The 14,473-nt window shown below is 35.9% G+C and carries 18 protein-coding genes and 1 pseudogene; 9 read left to right on the top strand and 10 right to left on the bottom strand.

Features of this window, described 5'->3' with window-relative positions; translation table 11 throughout:
- Positions 1-14: 14 nt before the first annotated feature.
- On the bottom strand, positions 15-374 hold the full coding sequence (locus O1449_RS06745; protein WP_269239528.1) for a hypothetical protein: 360 nt from the start codon (positions 372-374) through the stop codon (positions 15-17).
- A gap of 335 nt (positions 375-709) precedes the next feature.
- Here O1449_RS06745 and trmA point away from each other — a divergent pair, with 335 nt between their 5' ends.
- Together trmA and O1449_RS06735 are read left to right on the top strand one after the other, a co-directional pair.
- Positions 710-1,795 (top strand): tRNA (uridine(54)-C5)-methyltransferase TrmA, encoded by a 1,086-nt coding sequence (gene trmA / locus O1449_RS06740; RefSeq protein WP_269239527.1) that lies wholly within the window; start codon positions 710-712, stop codon positions 1,793-1,795.
- 249 nt (positions 1,796-2,044) lie between these two features.
- Positions 2,045-2,272, top strand: coding sequence for a hypothetical protein (locus O1449_RS06735; protein ID WP_004661846.1), 228 nt, complete (start codon positions 2,045-2,047; stop codon positions 2,270-2,272).
- 46 nt (positions 2,273-2,318) lie between these two features.
- Here the strand turns inward: O1449_RS06735 and O1449_RS06730 are convergent, their stop codons facing one another.
- Entirely contained in the window at positions 2,319-3,056 is a 738-nt protein-coding gene (locus O1449_RS06730; RefSeq protein ID WP_269239526.1) for a phosphodiester glycosidase family protein, read from the bottom strand.
- Between the two features lie 171 nt (positions 3,057-3,227).
- Here O1449_RS06730 and O1449_RS06725 point away from each other — a divergent pair, with 171 nt between their 5' ends.
- The 3 genes and pseudogenes from O1449_RS06725 to O1449_RS06715 all read left to right on the top strand — a co-directional run bounded on the left by O1449_RS06725 (position 3,228) and on the right by O1449_RS06715 (position 4,736).
- Positions 3,228-3,770, top strand: coding sequence for a lecithin retinol acyltransferase family protein (locus O1449_RS06725; protein ID WP_269239676.1), 543 nt, complete (start codon positions 3,228-3,230; stop codon positions 3,768-3,770).
- Between the two features lie 123 nt (positions 3,771-3,893).
- A pseudogene (locus O1449_RS06720) lies at positions 3,894-4,148 on the top strand (YjhX family toxin).
- Between the two features lie 81 nt (positions 4,149-4,229).
- Entirely contained in the window at positions 4,230-4,736 is a 507-nt protein-coding gene (locus O1449_RS06715) for a GNAT family N-acetyltransferase (protein WP_269239525.1), read from the top strand.
- Positions 4,737-4,835: 99 nt separating this feature from the next.
- Here the strand turns inward: O1449_RS06715 and O1449_RS06710 are convergent, their stop codons facing one another.
- The gene (locus O1449_RS06710; protein ID WP_269239524.1) at positions 4,836-5,414 is read right to left on the bottom strand and encodes a YceI family protein; all 579 of its coding nucleotides are present in this window, start codon (positions 5,412-5,414) and stop codon (positions 4,836-4,838) included.
- A 226-nt stretch (positions 5,415-5,640) separates the two neighbouring features.
- Between O1449_RS06710 and O1449_RS06705 the strand changes: the two genes are divergently transcribed.
- On the top strand, positions 5,641-6,051 hold the full coding sequence (locus tag O1449_RS06705; RefSeq protein WP_269230211.1) for an OsmC family protein: 411 nt from the start codon (positions 5,641-5,643) through the stop codon (positions 6,049-6,051).
- A gap of 13 nt (positions 6,052-6,064) precedes the next feature.
- Here the strand turns inward: O1449_RS06705 and O1449_RS06700 are convergent, their stop codons facing one another.
- The 3 genes from O1449_RS06700 to tkt form a co-directional block, all read right to left on the bottom strand.
- The gene (locus O1449_RS06700; RefSeq protein WP_269239523.1) at positions 6,065-6,562 is read right to left on the bottom strand and encodes a hypothetical protein; all 498 of its coding nucleotides are present in this window, start codon (positions 6,560-6,562) and stop codon (positions 6,065-6,067) included.
- Between the two features lie 17 nt (positions 6,563-6,579).
- Complete coding sequence (locus O1449_RS06695; RefSeq protein WP_269239522.1) at positions 6,580-7,113, bottom strand: DUF3916 domain-containing protein; 534 nt, start codon at positions 7,111-7,113, stop codon at positions 6,580-6,582.
- A 64-nt stretch (positions 7,114-7,177) separates the two neighbouring features.
- Complete coding sequence (tkt, locus tag O1449_RS06690; protein ID WP_269239521.1) at positions 7,178-9,166, bottom strand: transketolase; 1,989 nt, start codon at positions 9,164-9,166, stop codon at positions 7,178-7,180.
- 385 nt (positions 9,167-9,551) lie between these two features.
- Here tkt and metK point away from each other — a divergent pair, with 385 nt between their 5' ends.
- Positions 9,552-10,718 carry a methionine adenosyltransferase gene (gene metK, locus O1449_RS06685; RefSeq protein ID WP_269239520.1) on the top strand — a complete coding sequence of 389 codons (1,167 nt, stop codon included), beginning with the start codon at positions 9,552-9,554 and terminating at the stop codon, positions 10,716-10,718.
- Positions 10,719-10,768: 50 nt separating this feature from the next.
- Here the strand turns inward: metK and O1449_RS06680 are convergent, their stop codons facing one another.
- On the bottom strand, positions 10,769-11,026 hold the full coding sequence (locus O1449_RS06680; RefSeq protein ID WP_269230207.1) for a hypothetical protein: 258 nt from the start codon (positions 11,024-11,026) through the stop codon (positions 10,769-10,771).
- Between the two features lie 244 nt (positions 11,027-11,270).
- On the opposite strand from O1449_RS06680, the gene O1449_RS06675 reads away from it, so the two are divergent.
- Positions 11,271-11,453: a hypothetical protein gene (locus O1449_RS06675; RefSeq protein WP_269239519.1), complete on the top strand. Its 183-nt coding sequence runs from the start codon at positions 11,271-11,273 to the stop codon at positions 11,451-11,453.
- Positions 11,454-11,498: 45 nt separating this feature from the next.
- Here the strand turns inward: O1449_RS06675 and O1449_RS06670 are convergent, their stop codons facing one another.
- The 3 genes from O1449_RS06670 to O1449_RS06660 all read right to left on the bottom strand — a co-directional run bounded on the left by O1449_RS06670 (position 11,499) and on the right by O1449_RS06660 (position 13,614).
- Entirely contained in the window at positions 11,499-12,059 is a 561-nt protein-coding gene (locus O1449_RS06670) for an FxsA family protein (RefSeq protein ID WP_269239518.1), read from the bottom strand.
- 200 nt (positions 12,060-12,259) lie between these two features.
- On the bottom strand, positions 12,260-12,694 hold the full coding sequence (locus O1449_RS06665) for a putative hemolysin (RefSeq protein WP_269239517.1): 435 nt from the start codon (positions 12,692-12,694) through the stop codon (positions 12,260-12,262).
- 118 nt (positions 12,695-12,812) lie between these two features.
- Positions 12,813-13,614 (bottom strand): IS5 family transposase gene (locus tag O1449_RS06660; RefSeq protein ID WP_269238065.1). Its coding sequence is split into 2 segments (ribosomal slippage): positions 12,813-13,349 and positions 13,351-13,614, totalling 801 coding nucleotides; the frame shifts between segments, so codons are not numbered across the junction.
- 122 nt (positions 13,615-13,736) lie between these two features.
- Here O1449_RS06660 and O1449_RS06655 point away from each other — a divergent pair.
- The gene (locus O1449_RS06655; protein WP_269238066.1) at positions 13,737-14,432 is read left to right on the top strand and encodes an IS1 family transposase; all 696 of its coding nucleotides are present in this window, start codon (positions 13,737-13,739) and stop codon (positions 14,430-14,432) included.
- Positions 14,433-14,473: the final 41 nt, after the last annotated feature.

The raw sequence follows: 14,473 nt of genomic DNA, 5'->3' as shown, positions 1-14,473 counted from the left end.
GTTCGGGTTTTTATTTAAAAAGAATCACTCGGATTCCCATATTTTTCCTTTTGCCATTCATAAGTTATACCAAGCTTTTCCATAGCAAGATCAATAATAACTCCTGCTTCCCACTCAAATGTATTTTGCCCATTAGATGAGAATTTTTGGCAAAGTGTTGCTCCTACTGGATCATTCTCCGAGATTAATTCTGCAATCCATGCACCCGAGTTATAAAAATCATATCGAGAAATTAAATAATCATAAAAATCTAAAACCTGAATCCACATACGATTAGGAATATATCTCATAAATAAATCCATTTTTTGACCATCTAATGATGCTATAAAATCATCCACGACATCTATTAGAGTTGATTGACCTCGTATTAACATACTCTTCTTTATCCTTTTAAAGTTCGAAACCTATCTAAAGTATAAAAATAGATAAGCTCAATCTAATTATTAATTCAAATGCTATAGTTTTGGCACATTATTACATTGTCCGAATATTGCTGAAAACTTGCTTAAGATTATAAAAACTCATCTATTTAGCAAAAAGAATAGCGATTTTTTAAATCCAACAACTCAATTTACTCATATTTTTATATGAGGCATAGAATAATTACTACCGGCACAATTTGAACATCACTAAATAATGACTTTAACCACACACTCATCTTATTTTTTGATACCATTCCCGTTTAGATTTCAGCTGTAGCTTTCTTTTTATGACCGTATCTTATCAACAGCAACTTCAAGAGAAAGTTGAACGCATTACCACACAATTCGCTCCGTTCAATCCCCCAACTTTAGAAGTGTTTCAATCACCTGACCAACATTTCCGTATGCGCGCAGAGTTTCGTATCTGGCATACAGAAGATGATTTGTTCTATGCCATGTTTGAACGCGCTGAAGATGGTAAACAAAAAGAAGTTATTCGTGTGGATGAGTTTCCAATTGCAGATCGCAGCATCAATGATTTGATGCCACGTTTATTAGAAGAATTAAAAGCAACTCCTATTTTATCGCAACGTATTTTTGAAGCTGATTTCCTCGCCACATTGAGCGGAGAAATGTTGGTGACTTTAATTTATCATCGCCGTTTAGATGCAGATTGGGAAATCGCTGCGAAAGCTTTAGCAGAAAAGCTGAAGATTAAAATTATGGGGCGTAGCCGTGGCCAAAAAGTGATTATTGGTGACGACTACGTGGTTGAACAACTCAATGTTCATGGTCGTACTTTTAAATACAAACAAATTGAAAGTAGCTTTACACAACCCAATGCACAAGTGTGCCAACATATGTTGGAGTGGGCTTGTGATTCTGCTGAAAGCTCTGAGAAAGACCTATTAGAATTGTACTGTGGTAATGGTAACTTTACTCTACCACTCTCTTTGAAATTTAAACGTGTCCTTGCAACTGAACTTGCTAAATCTTCAGTCTACGCAGCGCAATGGAACATTGAGCAAAACCAGATTGAGAATATTCAGGTGGCGCGTTTATCTGCCGAAGAGTTTACTCAGGCGTATCAAGGTGAAAGAGCGTTTAGACGACTCCAAGAAGCAGAAATTGATATTCAAAGCTACGACTTTGACACGGTTTTTGTAGATCCGCCACGTGCAGGAATTGATGACGAAACACTTAAATTATTACAAGGTTTTGAGCGTATTCTTTATATTTCATGCAACCCTGATACCTTACATGATAATTTAAAAACACTCAGTCAAACACATCGCATTATAAAATTTGCTATGTTCGATCAATTCCCTTTTACTCATCATGTGGAATCTGGTGTATTGCTCGAAAAGATTTAAACAAATTATTGCAAAGTAACCATTAAAAATAGAGAGTTTTCATAACTCTCTATTTTTATTTAAAGTTTTTACTAAAAAAAATGATGTTTTTCAAAGATCAAGTCATTCAACTGTCATAATTTCGTTAGAAACAAAAAGAATCATCGAAAAAACTGAAGTTCAACTGCTGCTTTTATCACTTAAGATGACTTGTATTTTATTTTAAAGTGACTATATTTCGATCTATGTTAGGTTGTATATGAAGGCTCTATGAGTTTTTGGCAAAAATTGTTTAATGCAGATCAGCAATATAATGAACACAAGAACCAAACCTCTTGCGTTGAAAATGATTGTTCTTGCAAATCAAATGAACAACTACTGGATGCTTTAGTCAAAGCGACAGATGAAGATGTGATTAAAGGTATAAAGAAAGTCCTCATTTCCCGAGGCTATAGCCGCAAAGAGCTTCTTGCACTTATTAAGACGCCAATTCAATAAAAATAAGTGCTTCTCATCTTCTAATGCATAGAAGATGAGAAGTTGATTAATTACAATTCTCTTGAGCAATTTCACCAACGATTGGACCTAAATTAAAAGTCTTGTCATGACGTTTAGTTTGGGATGAATATAAACTTGAAATTGAACCATCCAAATATAAAGCATTATCAATTTTTAAATTTTGCTTAAAGAATTGCGCAAACTGATAAAAATTGACTCGTTGTTGTGAAATTACAAAGTACAACTGATTATTTCTAACACCGACTCCATTTCTTATTTTTAGAGAATTTGAATCTGCTACAAATTGGCTATTTACTTGGCCTTTATAAACCAACATTGGTCCAGACTGCGTAGCAAACCGTGGCTTAAATCTCATGGATTTATAATCTGTCGTTGTTTTAATTACAGCATATTTATCATTCCATGCAAGCACGCCATTTGGTTGCATAAAAAAATTACCAAATCCTTGCGCTTCATTGAGTTCAATAATTTCTTTACCTTCTTCAACATATAAACCGACAGGTTGAAAATCCGGGTGATACATACCTGCATTCATAGCAAAACTTAGATGTTCACATGTTGGAAGCACTTTTTGGATATGAGCAATTTTTTGATAATAACGAGCATTCTTTGGATCTTTTAGGAAAAGTCTGAGTTGCTGTAAATGGTCTACTTTAATTACATCATATGAAATATTGTCTACTTTAATTATTTGATGCTGCATCGCATAAACATGAGACATACAAATACTGACCAATGAGGCTATAAACCATTTTTTTAGCATAATTTAATATTGTTCAAATCGACTAACCTCATTGTCCCACAATGTATTTCAACATAAAAAGAATAGATACAATCTCCACACATAATCGTATAAATGAGTCTTTAAATGCACTCGATAGATTCATATTTTTTGATTAAAATACATCTGTAAATACAATAGTCTTGTATGAGTATGCAGCAAACACAGCGACATTTCCCTCTCGGTGCACACCTAATTGTTAAACACTTTGGTTATAGTCATCATGGTATTTATGCAGGTCGTGGACGAGTTATCCATTATTCAGGTTTTGCACATATTTTTAAAAAACATCCAATTGAGACGACCTCAATTCAGCGCTTCGCTCGGGGAAAACCGATTTATACGAAAAATTATCATTCCCCTCGTTACAAGGCGAAAGCGATCGTTCGTCGTATGCGCTCGCGTATGCATGAAAATCATTACCATTTGATTATCAATAATTGCGAACATTTATGTACATGGGCAATCACTGGAATTGAATCGAGTATTCAGGTTGAGCGTATGCAACGGCGTTTAGCAACGATTGGTTATATTAGTTCGATCATGAGTTATATGAATAGCATCATGTTAACCATTGCGACGGCTTGTTTTGCCCTCGTGTTATATATCAAAATGATGCTACGTCGGCAGGCAAAAAAATCAGTTCCTGCTTATTTATCATTGAAGGATAAATACAATAAAAATAAGCGTATTTAGTGTTCTAATTTGCTCATAGATTTAATCAATCTGTTGTTTTGTCCATAGTTCATATTTATCAACGCGAATTTTCGGGCTAAAAGCCTAGCTTTGCTTTTGATTACTTATATCTGGGATTCCAACATGGACCTATCCAAGTCTGAACAAAGGACTTTACACGTCTTAGCAAAAGGCGGAAAAATCGTAAAACTCAAAAATGAATCAGGACAACTCATCGCTGTAGAATGTTATAGCCGTGAAGGTTTTGTATTATCTGATTGCACATTCGATGTTTTTCGAAAATTTAAAAAGAAAAGATTGATCAAATCATAGGAAGGTCAACCCTATCAAATCAATTTGAATGGGCTTAGAAACGTGCGACCTCAACTCGATAATTAATAAACATCCTTAACATTCATCTGATGAAGCAACAACATAATTTTGCTTCGTCAGTTATTTAAAAACATATAGGCAATTAAAATGAATATTCAAATCCGTGATGAACAAAACACTGACATCCAAGCAATTTTTGATTTAACACAAAAAGCTTTTAATGATGTAGAACATTCTAGCCACACAGAGCAATTTATCGTCAATGCGCTTCGTGAATCCAAACAACTTAATCTCTCTTTAGTTGCTGAAACTCAGGGGGAAGTCATTGGTCATATTGCATTTTCACCTGTCTCTATTTCCGATGGTACGACAAACTGGTATGGCTTAGGTTCTATTTTCGTTCTTCCTGAATATCAAGAAAAAGGTATAGGCTCTAAACTTATGAAAGAAAGTTTGAATAGGATCAAGGCATTGAATGCAAAAGGATGCGTATTACTCGGTGATCCTAATTATTATGGAAAATTTGGGTTTAAGGCTAATACTAGATTGATCTTAGAAGGTGTTCCTGCAGAGTATTTTCAAATTCTTGTTTTTACCGACTACGTACCAAGTGGCTATGCCATCTATTCAGATGCATTTAATGCAACAACATAATAGTTGTAGAAAATCGTATTTAATTTACGCCTAAAAAATTTAAAATCTCACGCCGTAGATAGCGTGAGATTTTTTAATAAACAATTGATTTATTATATATTACTTTGCAGCAGTTGCTTCAGTTGTAATATTCACAGTGATCTTATCCCCTACGTTTGGTACGTAATTACCGATACCAAATGCTGAGCGGTTAAAGCTTGTTGTTGCATTAAAACCAATCGCAGGTACTTTCGCCATTGGATGCTCGCCTTGTTTATTCAGAATAGCATCCAATACCACAGGCTTAGTCACACCTTTAACGGTTAAATTACCTGTAATTTTGAAGTGTTTCTTGTCTTTAGTTTCTACTTTAGTACTTTTAAAAGTAATGTTTGGATATTTCGCAGCATTAAACCAAGCTTCTTCTTGGAATTCTTTATCCAAAGCAACAACATTGGTATTTACACTGCTTAAAGGGATCGTCACTTCTACAGATGAATTTGCAGGTTTTGCATTATCAACTTTAATTGTGCCTTGAATATCAGTGAAATTTGCACTCGGTGTAGAGAAACCAAAGTGATTCCAGCTAAATACTGTTGCTGTATGTGTTGGATCGATTTTATAGTCTACTGGCGCAGCTAATGTTACAGAACTTGCGATAGCAGCAGCTAAACCGAGGCTTAATGTTTTAAATTGCATTTTTCGTATCCTTATTTGATATACGTAATAGTTTATAGATCAAGTATTTTTATTCATTATTCTTTATAAAACGATATGTTTCATCCGTGCAACAATAAAAGCGTTACAGCACATATTAAACACAATTATCATAAGACCATTAGGTAGTGGACAATTGATTTTATAAGTAACATGATCAATTGGTATATTTTCATCTAGTTTTTAAAGATAAATAACAAGGTAAAACATGACACATACAGCACAAGCACTCAGTACATCTACACCTTATCGCGTTTCGTTGACGGATTCTTCGGGTCATACTTGGTATGCAGATGAACCAGCAGATAAAGGTGGTCAAGATACAGCACCAAATCCAATTCAGTTACTCTTGTCTGCTTTAGGTGCATGTACAACCATTACTTTAGAGATGTATGCGAATCATAAAGGAATTAAGCTTGATCATGTTCAGGTCGATTTAGCCTTAAATCCCAATGCTGAACCTGAAGCAGGTCAAAACAATATTGAACGTAAAATTATCTTAAAAGGTGAATTTACCGAAGATCAACATAAACGCTTGTTAAAAGTAGCTGAAAGCTGTCCTGTGCATAAATTATTAACGTCAAATATTTCAATTCAGAGTGAATTAAATATCGGATGAGAGACCTATTACACTAAATTTCAATCAAATCTGTATACCATACTAATGATTCACCCATAGAAACTTCTATTGCTGAATTTACTATTTCGATAAATTCAGCAGGAATAAATGAATATAAATTTTCCCCATCAAAATGAATCCAAAATTCAGGTGGTGGTGTATCACAACCATCGATAAAGCCACCTGTTTCACCCTCACCCAAACTATCAAACATGGTTAAATGAACATTGAAAGCTAAAATTTTCCCTTCTAATTTTAATAATGATTTATTTATATCTAGCTTAAGCCTATTTTGAATTACTTTATCAAAATAGGAATGTAATCGAGAAGAATAGTTATCAACACTCTTTTTATGCTCCTTTATCTTTGAACTTTCGTGGAGAAAACGAATCAAAAAATCATATTCAGCATGTTGCCAAAATCTTTTATCTACGTTCAAATTAAAAAAGTATAAAGATTTGACATTATTTAATATTTTTTCAAAAGCACTAAGTTCGAATTCACTTTTCATCGCAACATCTTAATCTCTTAAATTTCAATAAAGTACCACTGATCAGCTCTATAACTATCAGCTTCATCTTCTGGATCAATATACCGAATCTTTATCCCTCGTTCATAGATATTTTCAGGAATTTGCAGATTCCAACTTTTAGCCAAACTTAACCCATCTGCCAACACATATTGAGAATCATATCTATCTGCTGATAATGTATGTGCATTAAAATAATCTTCATCTAGATATAAGCAAATCTCGCTAGCAAACATATTTGGCTGTTCAATCATACAAACTACTTTACAGAATTTTAGTCCTTGAGGTTTCGCTTCAATTAAATATTTACAAGCATTGATTAGGTATTGAGCACATTCTGCTTTGATTTCTTGGCTTGCATGCTTACCCTCAACAAGGTTTATCGGAACAGGTATTTTCCAATTATAGTATCGATCTTCATATCCATTTAAATCAGGAAAATATCCTCTAAAACTTTCACTCCAGCATCTAAGATTTCTTAATTTCCTTGGTATTCCTCGTTCTTTCTTATTCGATAAAGCTAATCTTCTCATTTCTTATTCCAATTTAAAAAAAAGCGCCCTTAATCAGAGCGCTTTTTTATACCACTTAATTTGATTAAGCATTCAATTCTTTAACCGCAGTTACAACTGCTTCAGTAGTGATACCGAAGAATTGGAACAAGTCTTTTGCTGGAGCAGATTCGCCATAAGTGGTCATACCGATCACTTTGCCATCTAAACCAACAAACTTCCACCAGTAATCAACATGAGCCGCTTCAACCGCTACACGCGCACGGATATGTGCAGGTAATACAGCTTCACGATATGCAGCATCTTGCTTCATAAACTCTTCAGCACATGGCATAGACACAACACGCACACCTTCAAGCTGTGCATATGCTTCCATCGCCAATGAAACTTCTGAACCAGTCGCAATAATGATTGCTTTCAACTCACCTTTTTCTTCTGCAAGTACATAACCACCTTTTGCAGCGTTTTGAATTTGAGCTTCATTACGTGCTTGGAATGGCAAGTTTTGACGAGAGAAAATTAATGCGGTTGGACCATCTTTACGTTGTAACGCAGATTTCCAAGAAATTGCAGCTTCAACTGTATCGCATGGACGCCAAGTATTTAAGTTTGGTGTACCGCGTAACGATGCAATTTGTTCGATTGGTTGATGCGTAGGACCATCTTCACCTAAACCAATTGAATCATGTGTATAAACATGAATCACACGTTGCTTCATCAATGCAGACATACGTACAGCATTACGTGCATATTCCATAAACATTAAGAATGTTGCAACGTAAGGAACAAAACCACCGTGTAAAGCAACACCATTGGCAATTGCAGTCATACCGAATTCACGAACACCGTAATACACGTAGTTACCCGCTGGATTTTCTTGTACGCCTTGGCAACCTTTCCAAAGTGTTAAGTTAGAGCCAGCCAAGTCAGCAGAACCACCTAATAATTCAGGAAGTAAAGGACCGAATGCCTGTAAAGTATTTTGGCTTGCTTTACGTGTTGCAATCGTTTCTGCTTTTGCATTGGTTTCAGCAATAAATGCATCTGCTTGTGCAGCAAATTCAGCAGGTAAATCACCATTGATACGACGTAATAATTCAGCTGCTTCAGTTGGATATTTTGCTTGGTATTGAGCAAACAATTCATTCCAAGCTGCTTCAGAGCTTTGACCTTTTGTTTTTGCATCCCAAGCTGCATAAACATCTTCAGGAATAACAAATGCGTCTTCTTTCCAGCCCAATGCTTCACGTGTTAAAGCGATTTCGTCTTTACCCAACGGCGCACCGTGGCAATCTTCTTTACCTTGTTTGTTTGGTGAACCTAAACCAATAATCGTTTTACAGATAATAATTGTTGGCTTATTGCTTTCAGCTTTCGCTTCAACTGTTGCTTGACGAATCGCATCAGCATCATGACCATCTACGCGAAGTACTTGCCAACCATAGGCTTTGAAACGTTGTTCAGTATCATCACTGAACCAACCTTCTACTTCACCGTCGATCGAAATGCCATTGTCATCGTAGTAGGCAATCAGCTTACCAAGACCTAAAGTACCTGCAAGTGAACATACTTCGTGAGAAATACCTTCCATCAGGCAGCCATCACCTAAGAAACAGTAAGTGAAGTGATCAACAACGTTTAAACCATCTTTGTTAAATTGTGCAGCTAAAGTTCTTTCAGCTAAAGCAAAACCAACAGCATTGGCAATACCTTGACCCAATGGACCTGTTGTGGTTTCGATACCAGGTGCATAACCCAATTCTGGATGACCTGGAGTTTTAGAGTGTAATTGACGGAACTGTTTTAAATCTTCAATCGATAATTCATAACCAGTCAAATGCAATAAAGCATATTGCAACATTGAGCCATGACCATTTGACAATACAAAACGATCGCGGTTTGCCCATTGTGGGTTTGCTGGATTATGATTTAAAAATTCACGCCAAACTACATCAGCGATATCTGCCATCCCCATTGGAGCACCAGGATGCCCTGAGTTTGCTTGTTGCACAGCATCCATAGCCAAGACACGAATTGCATTTGCAATACGACGTTCATTTAAAGGGGTTGTCATAAGTCAGAATCCGATTAAATCAAATAAGATGAGAGAAGATGAGAAATCATCTTTCAAAAACTGCGTCTATTGTCTTAAAAAAAACACATGGGGTAAAGCCTAATACACGATATTTCTTATATTTTGATCATTCAAATACAATTCTTTATATAAATGCTCACCATCTAAACAACCACTAAAATGCATTCACTCCAATATAAAAATTTACAATTCAGAAAAACTTTATTAATTAAAGCATTAATATTAGTTTTACTGATACACATATCAATAAAAACATAATGAAAATGAAATAAATTCATGCATTTTAGTCAGCTTATGCTAGTCCTATCCGCCAAGTCGATGTAACATACTCTGTCTTTTTGAAAATAACCATGATAGGACGTTCATGCGCGAGTATGCTGTTTTTACTTCAGAATCTGTAAGCGAAGGTCATCCAGACAAAATGGCTGACCAAATTAGTGATGCTATTTTAGATGCAATCCTAAAAGAAGACCCGTATGCGCGAGTCGCTTGTGAAACATTAGTAAAAACAGGTGCGGTTGTTCTTGCTGGTGAAATTACAACGACAGCAAATGTCGACTTTGAAGCAATTGTGCGTCAAACCGTAAATGGTATTGGCTACCATCACTCTGATTTAGGTTTCGACGGATCAACTTGTGCCGTCATCAATATGATCGGTAAACAATCTCCAGAGATTGCTCAAGGTGTTGATCGCCAAAAGCCTGAAGATCAAGGTGCTGGCGACCAAGGCTTAATGTTCGGTTATGCAAGCCGTGAAACCGATGTTCTTATGCCTGCTCCTATTTCTTATGCGCATCGCTTAATGGAACGTCAAGCAGAATTACGCCGTTCAGGTGCTTTACCTTGGTTGCGCCCTGATGCAAAAAGCCAAGTAACATTTGCTTATGAAAATGGTATGCCAGTTCGTCTAGATGCAGTTGTTTTATCAACTCAGCATGATCCTGAAATTTCTCAATCTCAGCTAAAAGAAGCAATCATTGAAGAAATCGTAAAACCGATTATTCCTGCCGAAATGTTCCATGCGGGCACTAAATTCCACATCAACCCAACAGGTATGTTTGTAATTGGTGGACCTGTGGGTGATTGTGGTTTAACTGGTCGTAAAATCATCGTAGATACATATGGTGGTATGGCACGTCACGGTGGTGGTGCTTTCTCTGGTAAAGATCCATCGAAAGTTGACCGTTCAGCAGCGTACGCTGGTCGTTATGTGGCAAAAAATATTGTTGCAGCTGGCTTAGCAGACAAATGTGAAATCCAAGTCAGTTATGCAATTGGTGTTGCTGAGCCAACTTCGATTTCGATTAATACATTCAACACAGGCAAAGTATCTGATGAGTTGATTATTCAACTTGTTCGTGAACACTTCGATTTACGCCCATACGGCATTACCCGTATGTTGAATCTGATTCAACCGATGTATAAGCAGACTGCTGCTTATGGTCACTTTGGTCGTGAAGGTTCTGATTCTGCATTTACATGGGAAAAAACCGATAAAGTTGAAATCCTAAAAGATGCTGCGGGACTATAAGTTTATCGCTCATAAAAAAGTTCGCACATTGCGAACTTTTTTATTTGTTATTATTTATTAAATTCAGCACTGTCTTGTTTAAAAATTTCAAATAAAGAACTTGTCTGAGTTGGTTGATCTTCCTCATGATTTAATGAATATACATGTACCATCTTAATTACAAGTACAACTACAAAACACGCAGCCACACAGAACATCCATAAACCATAAGGACTTCTAATATGCTGAGAACCACAATAAGGGCATTCCTTATCTGTTGAAGCGACTACCTTGTCACAACATGCGCAATGATATTGATATAACATCATTCCTCCTTCCACTTACTATTTTTTATTTTCTTTTTACAACAATTTCTTTCGTTGCACTTTTATCCTATGAGAAAAAAAATGAGAATTCAATCTAGTTTTAAAAACAATTCATTCAAATTAACAATTCTCTTAGATACATTGTAAAGGAGATATACAAAGCTAGATTCAACTAACGCTCAGTATTATTTTGATCTTTCACATAATTTGTTAAAATATATCTTTTCAAATCATAGATGACATAATTATGACTCAATTGATTAATAAAGGTGGATTTCGTGAACGTGCTAATCGAAGTCGTTCATATAAACAATCTGAAAATGAAATAACAAATCTCCCTTCTACCCACTATAAACCTCAAAGCAAAGAACAACAAACACTAGACAAAACAGAATCTAAACAAGAGCAAAGTGCTAAAAATGAAACATAAAAAAAAGCACACCTACTAGGATGTGCTTTTTAAGCGTATCAATGACTAATTGACATCTTTGAATTCAATTTTCTTTTGATCAGGTTGAACTTCTCTCGCTTCGCCATCAATAATGGTTGAGTCACGATATTGACCACCACCTTGTTGGTTTTGCATATCTTGCATTTGACGCATAAGATCAGCAAATGGATTCTGACCTGTGGCATCACCACCCATACCGCCCATCATTTGATTCATCATCGCTTGCTGACGTTTTGCCATCGCTTTCATCAACATATTTCTAAACGCTGTTTGAACTGCAGGAATTAAAACCAATACAGCCAATACATCAGAAATTAAACCAGGAATCATTAATAAGAAACCCGACATTGCAATTGCTAATTTCTTAGTAACAGCAGGATCAGCTCCTAGTTGGCCTGTCATCTGCATTTGTTGCAATTGCGGCATGATATTAGATGTACTAGAACGAACGAGATTCAAACCCACGAAAAAAGTTATAACAAACCAAAAGAATACGTACCACATACTCCCAACAAGGTCGCCCACGCCGATCCATACTAATATCTCAGCAATTGCGCCAAACACTACGATAAGAAGTAGATTCATGTCAAAGTTTCGTCTATCTCAAAAATTAGAAAATAAATACAGTGATTATACTTTTGGTCAAAGCCAAAACGAAGAATATTACTGCAATACTATAATTGATGGGTACAAAAGTAGATTTATCAAGGCCTATCTTGCATTTAGATGAGAAAAGCTTTCAAATTGGTAGATACCAACTTGAAAGCAAGAACTTATTTCATCAATTAACCACAATTTGCGCTAAGAATTTTTTTAGATTGCGGATCAATCGTTACCGTCACTCGATTTTCACGGTAATCCATCGTTACTGGCTGATTTGGTCCTACACTACGCACAATTTCGGACTTGGTTTTTTGCTTAATTTGCTGTTCGGTTAAACCAGTCTGCCCTACAAGTTTTTGTGCTTCATCAGCAACACATTTACTTTGATTTGCATGGAAAAATACCCATTCCTCAATCACTTGCCCATTAGGTAATTTACAATATCCAGCCTGACCATTTGCCTCATTACGAATCTCAAGCTGGCCTCCTTGTTCAACGCAGTATTGGCTTGCAGGATTTGCCATACCAATTTTAGGTGGAGTAACATCTTTGCTGGGTGTTGAAGAACAGGCTGTTAATGAAGTAATTGCTAAAGCTAAAAATAGAATTTTTTTCATAATTTGAAATCTTGCAAAAATTTAAAGATAACAAATAAATCAAAATATTATGTCTATTATTTGAAACACAAACCCCAATCTCAGATCAACAATAAATAATAGATGAGCCTATAAGAACCTATCCAGAATATTTTCTATGCAAAAGTAGCCTTAAAAAGGCTAAATTAATGAACTGAAGGCTCGTATTTAGGTGCTTTTCACAGTTTTTCCAAAGCCTTCTACATTTTTCTAACCAAGCAAATGATCTTTCCACAACCCAGCGTTGTGGTATGACTGCAAATTTATGTAATTCACTTCGTTTAGCAACTTCAACTCGCGCTCTGATTAAATCATTAACAGCCAAAGAAAAGGGTTCGCCTGTATAACCACCATCAACAAGTACAACCTCTACATTTTGTAAGGTGTCTCTATGTAAAGTTATGGCATCTAATGCACCTTGACGATCTGTTTTATCTGCTGTCGTAATAAATATTCCATGAGGCAGACCTTGAGTATCAACAATGATATGTCTTTTAATCCCTGAAACTCTTTTACCAGCGTCATAGCCTTTATTACGTGCGGTATCTGTGTTTTTTACACTTTGTGAATCAATGATGATAAAGCTCGTTTGTTCTTTCCGTCCATTGTTGATACGGGCCTCGCCAACCACATTTTTTTAAAGCTTGCTCAAGTATGCTAGGTTCAGTTTCTGATGGTTTTCTATTCCAAATTGAGAAGTAATAATGCACAGTGCTTTTAGGTGGAAAGTCTCGAGGAAGCATACTCCATTGACATCCACTTTTTAGAATATAGAGCAAGGCGCAAAACACTTCATAGACATCAACGACTCTTGGACGTGTTTGTTTTCTTCCGCTCAATAGTAACGGTTTAATTTCTTTAAAGGCTTCTCGACTAATGTCGCTGGGATATGGTTTTCTCATGGGGGAGAATTTAACAAATTATTTTTCCAATTGCCAAAAAAGAATGAAATTAGGTGGTGTTCTAAAAAGTATGCTCATAAGAAAAGGAGGCAACGAGGAACAATTCAGCTATATTTAAATGTGTGAAAATCGAAATAGAACTTCATTGTCCTCGATGCCAGAGTACAAGTATAAAGAAGAATGGCATTAAACACGATGGTAAGCAAAACTATCGTTGTAAAGAATGTAATAGGCAGTTTGTGGGTGACCATAATTTGACGTATTTAGGCTGTCATTCAAAAGCGGTCAAATTGATTTTGCTTATGCTTGTGCGATGTTGTGGCATTCGGGATATTGCAAAGATTACGAGGTTTAGTATTGGCAAGATACTTAAAACGCTTACACAATCAAATCATGAAGTAATTCCTCAAAGAACTCATTATAAATGCTTGGAAGTTGATGAATTTTGGACATTTGTAGGCAACAAGAAAGATAAGCATTGGCTACAGTACGTCTATGATAGAAGTAGCGGAGAAATAGTGGCTTTTGTATGGGGAGGAAGAGATGCTCATACAGCACAAAGGCTAAAAAACCGTTTAGAAGAACTGGGTATTACTTATGATTGTATATCGAGTGATCATTGGGAAAGTTTCATCAAAATTTTTAAGCCGGACCAAGAAGGGAAATATTATACAGTCGGGATAGAAGGAAACAACTGCCAATTAAGACACCGCATAAGGCGAGCAGTAAGAAGAACATGCTGTTTTTCGAAGAAGGTATTGAATCATGTAAAAGCTTTTAATCTTGGATTCTTTTACATTAACCACAGTTTTGTATAGTGATGTTAAAATGATCAGCATACATTTTGAAACACCACCTG

The sequence above is a fragment of the Acinetobacter sp. TR3 genome, assembly GCF_027105055.1.
In the GTDB taxonomy this organism is placed as follows: domain Bacteria; phylum Pseudomonadota; class Gammaproteobacteria; order Pseudomonadales; family Moraxellaceae; genus Acinetobacter.
The sequence above is the reverse complement of the archived record's forward strand: the minus strand, read 5'-3'. Positions and strand labels throughout refer to the sequence as shown.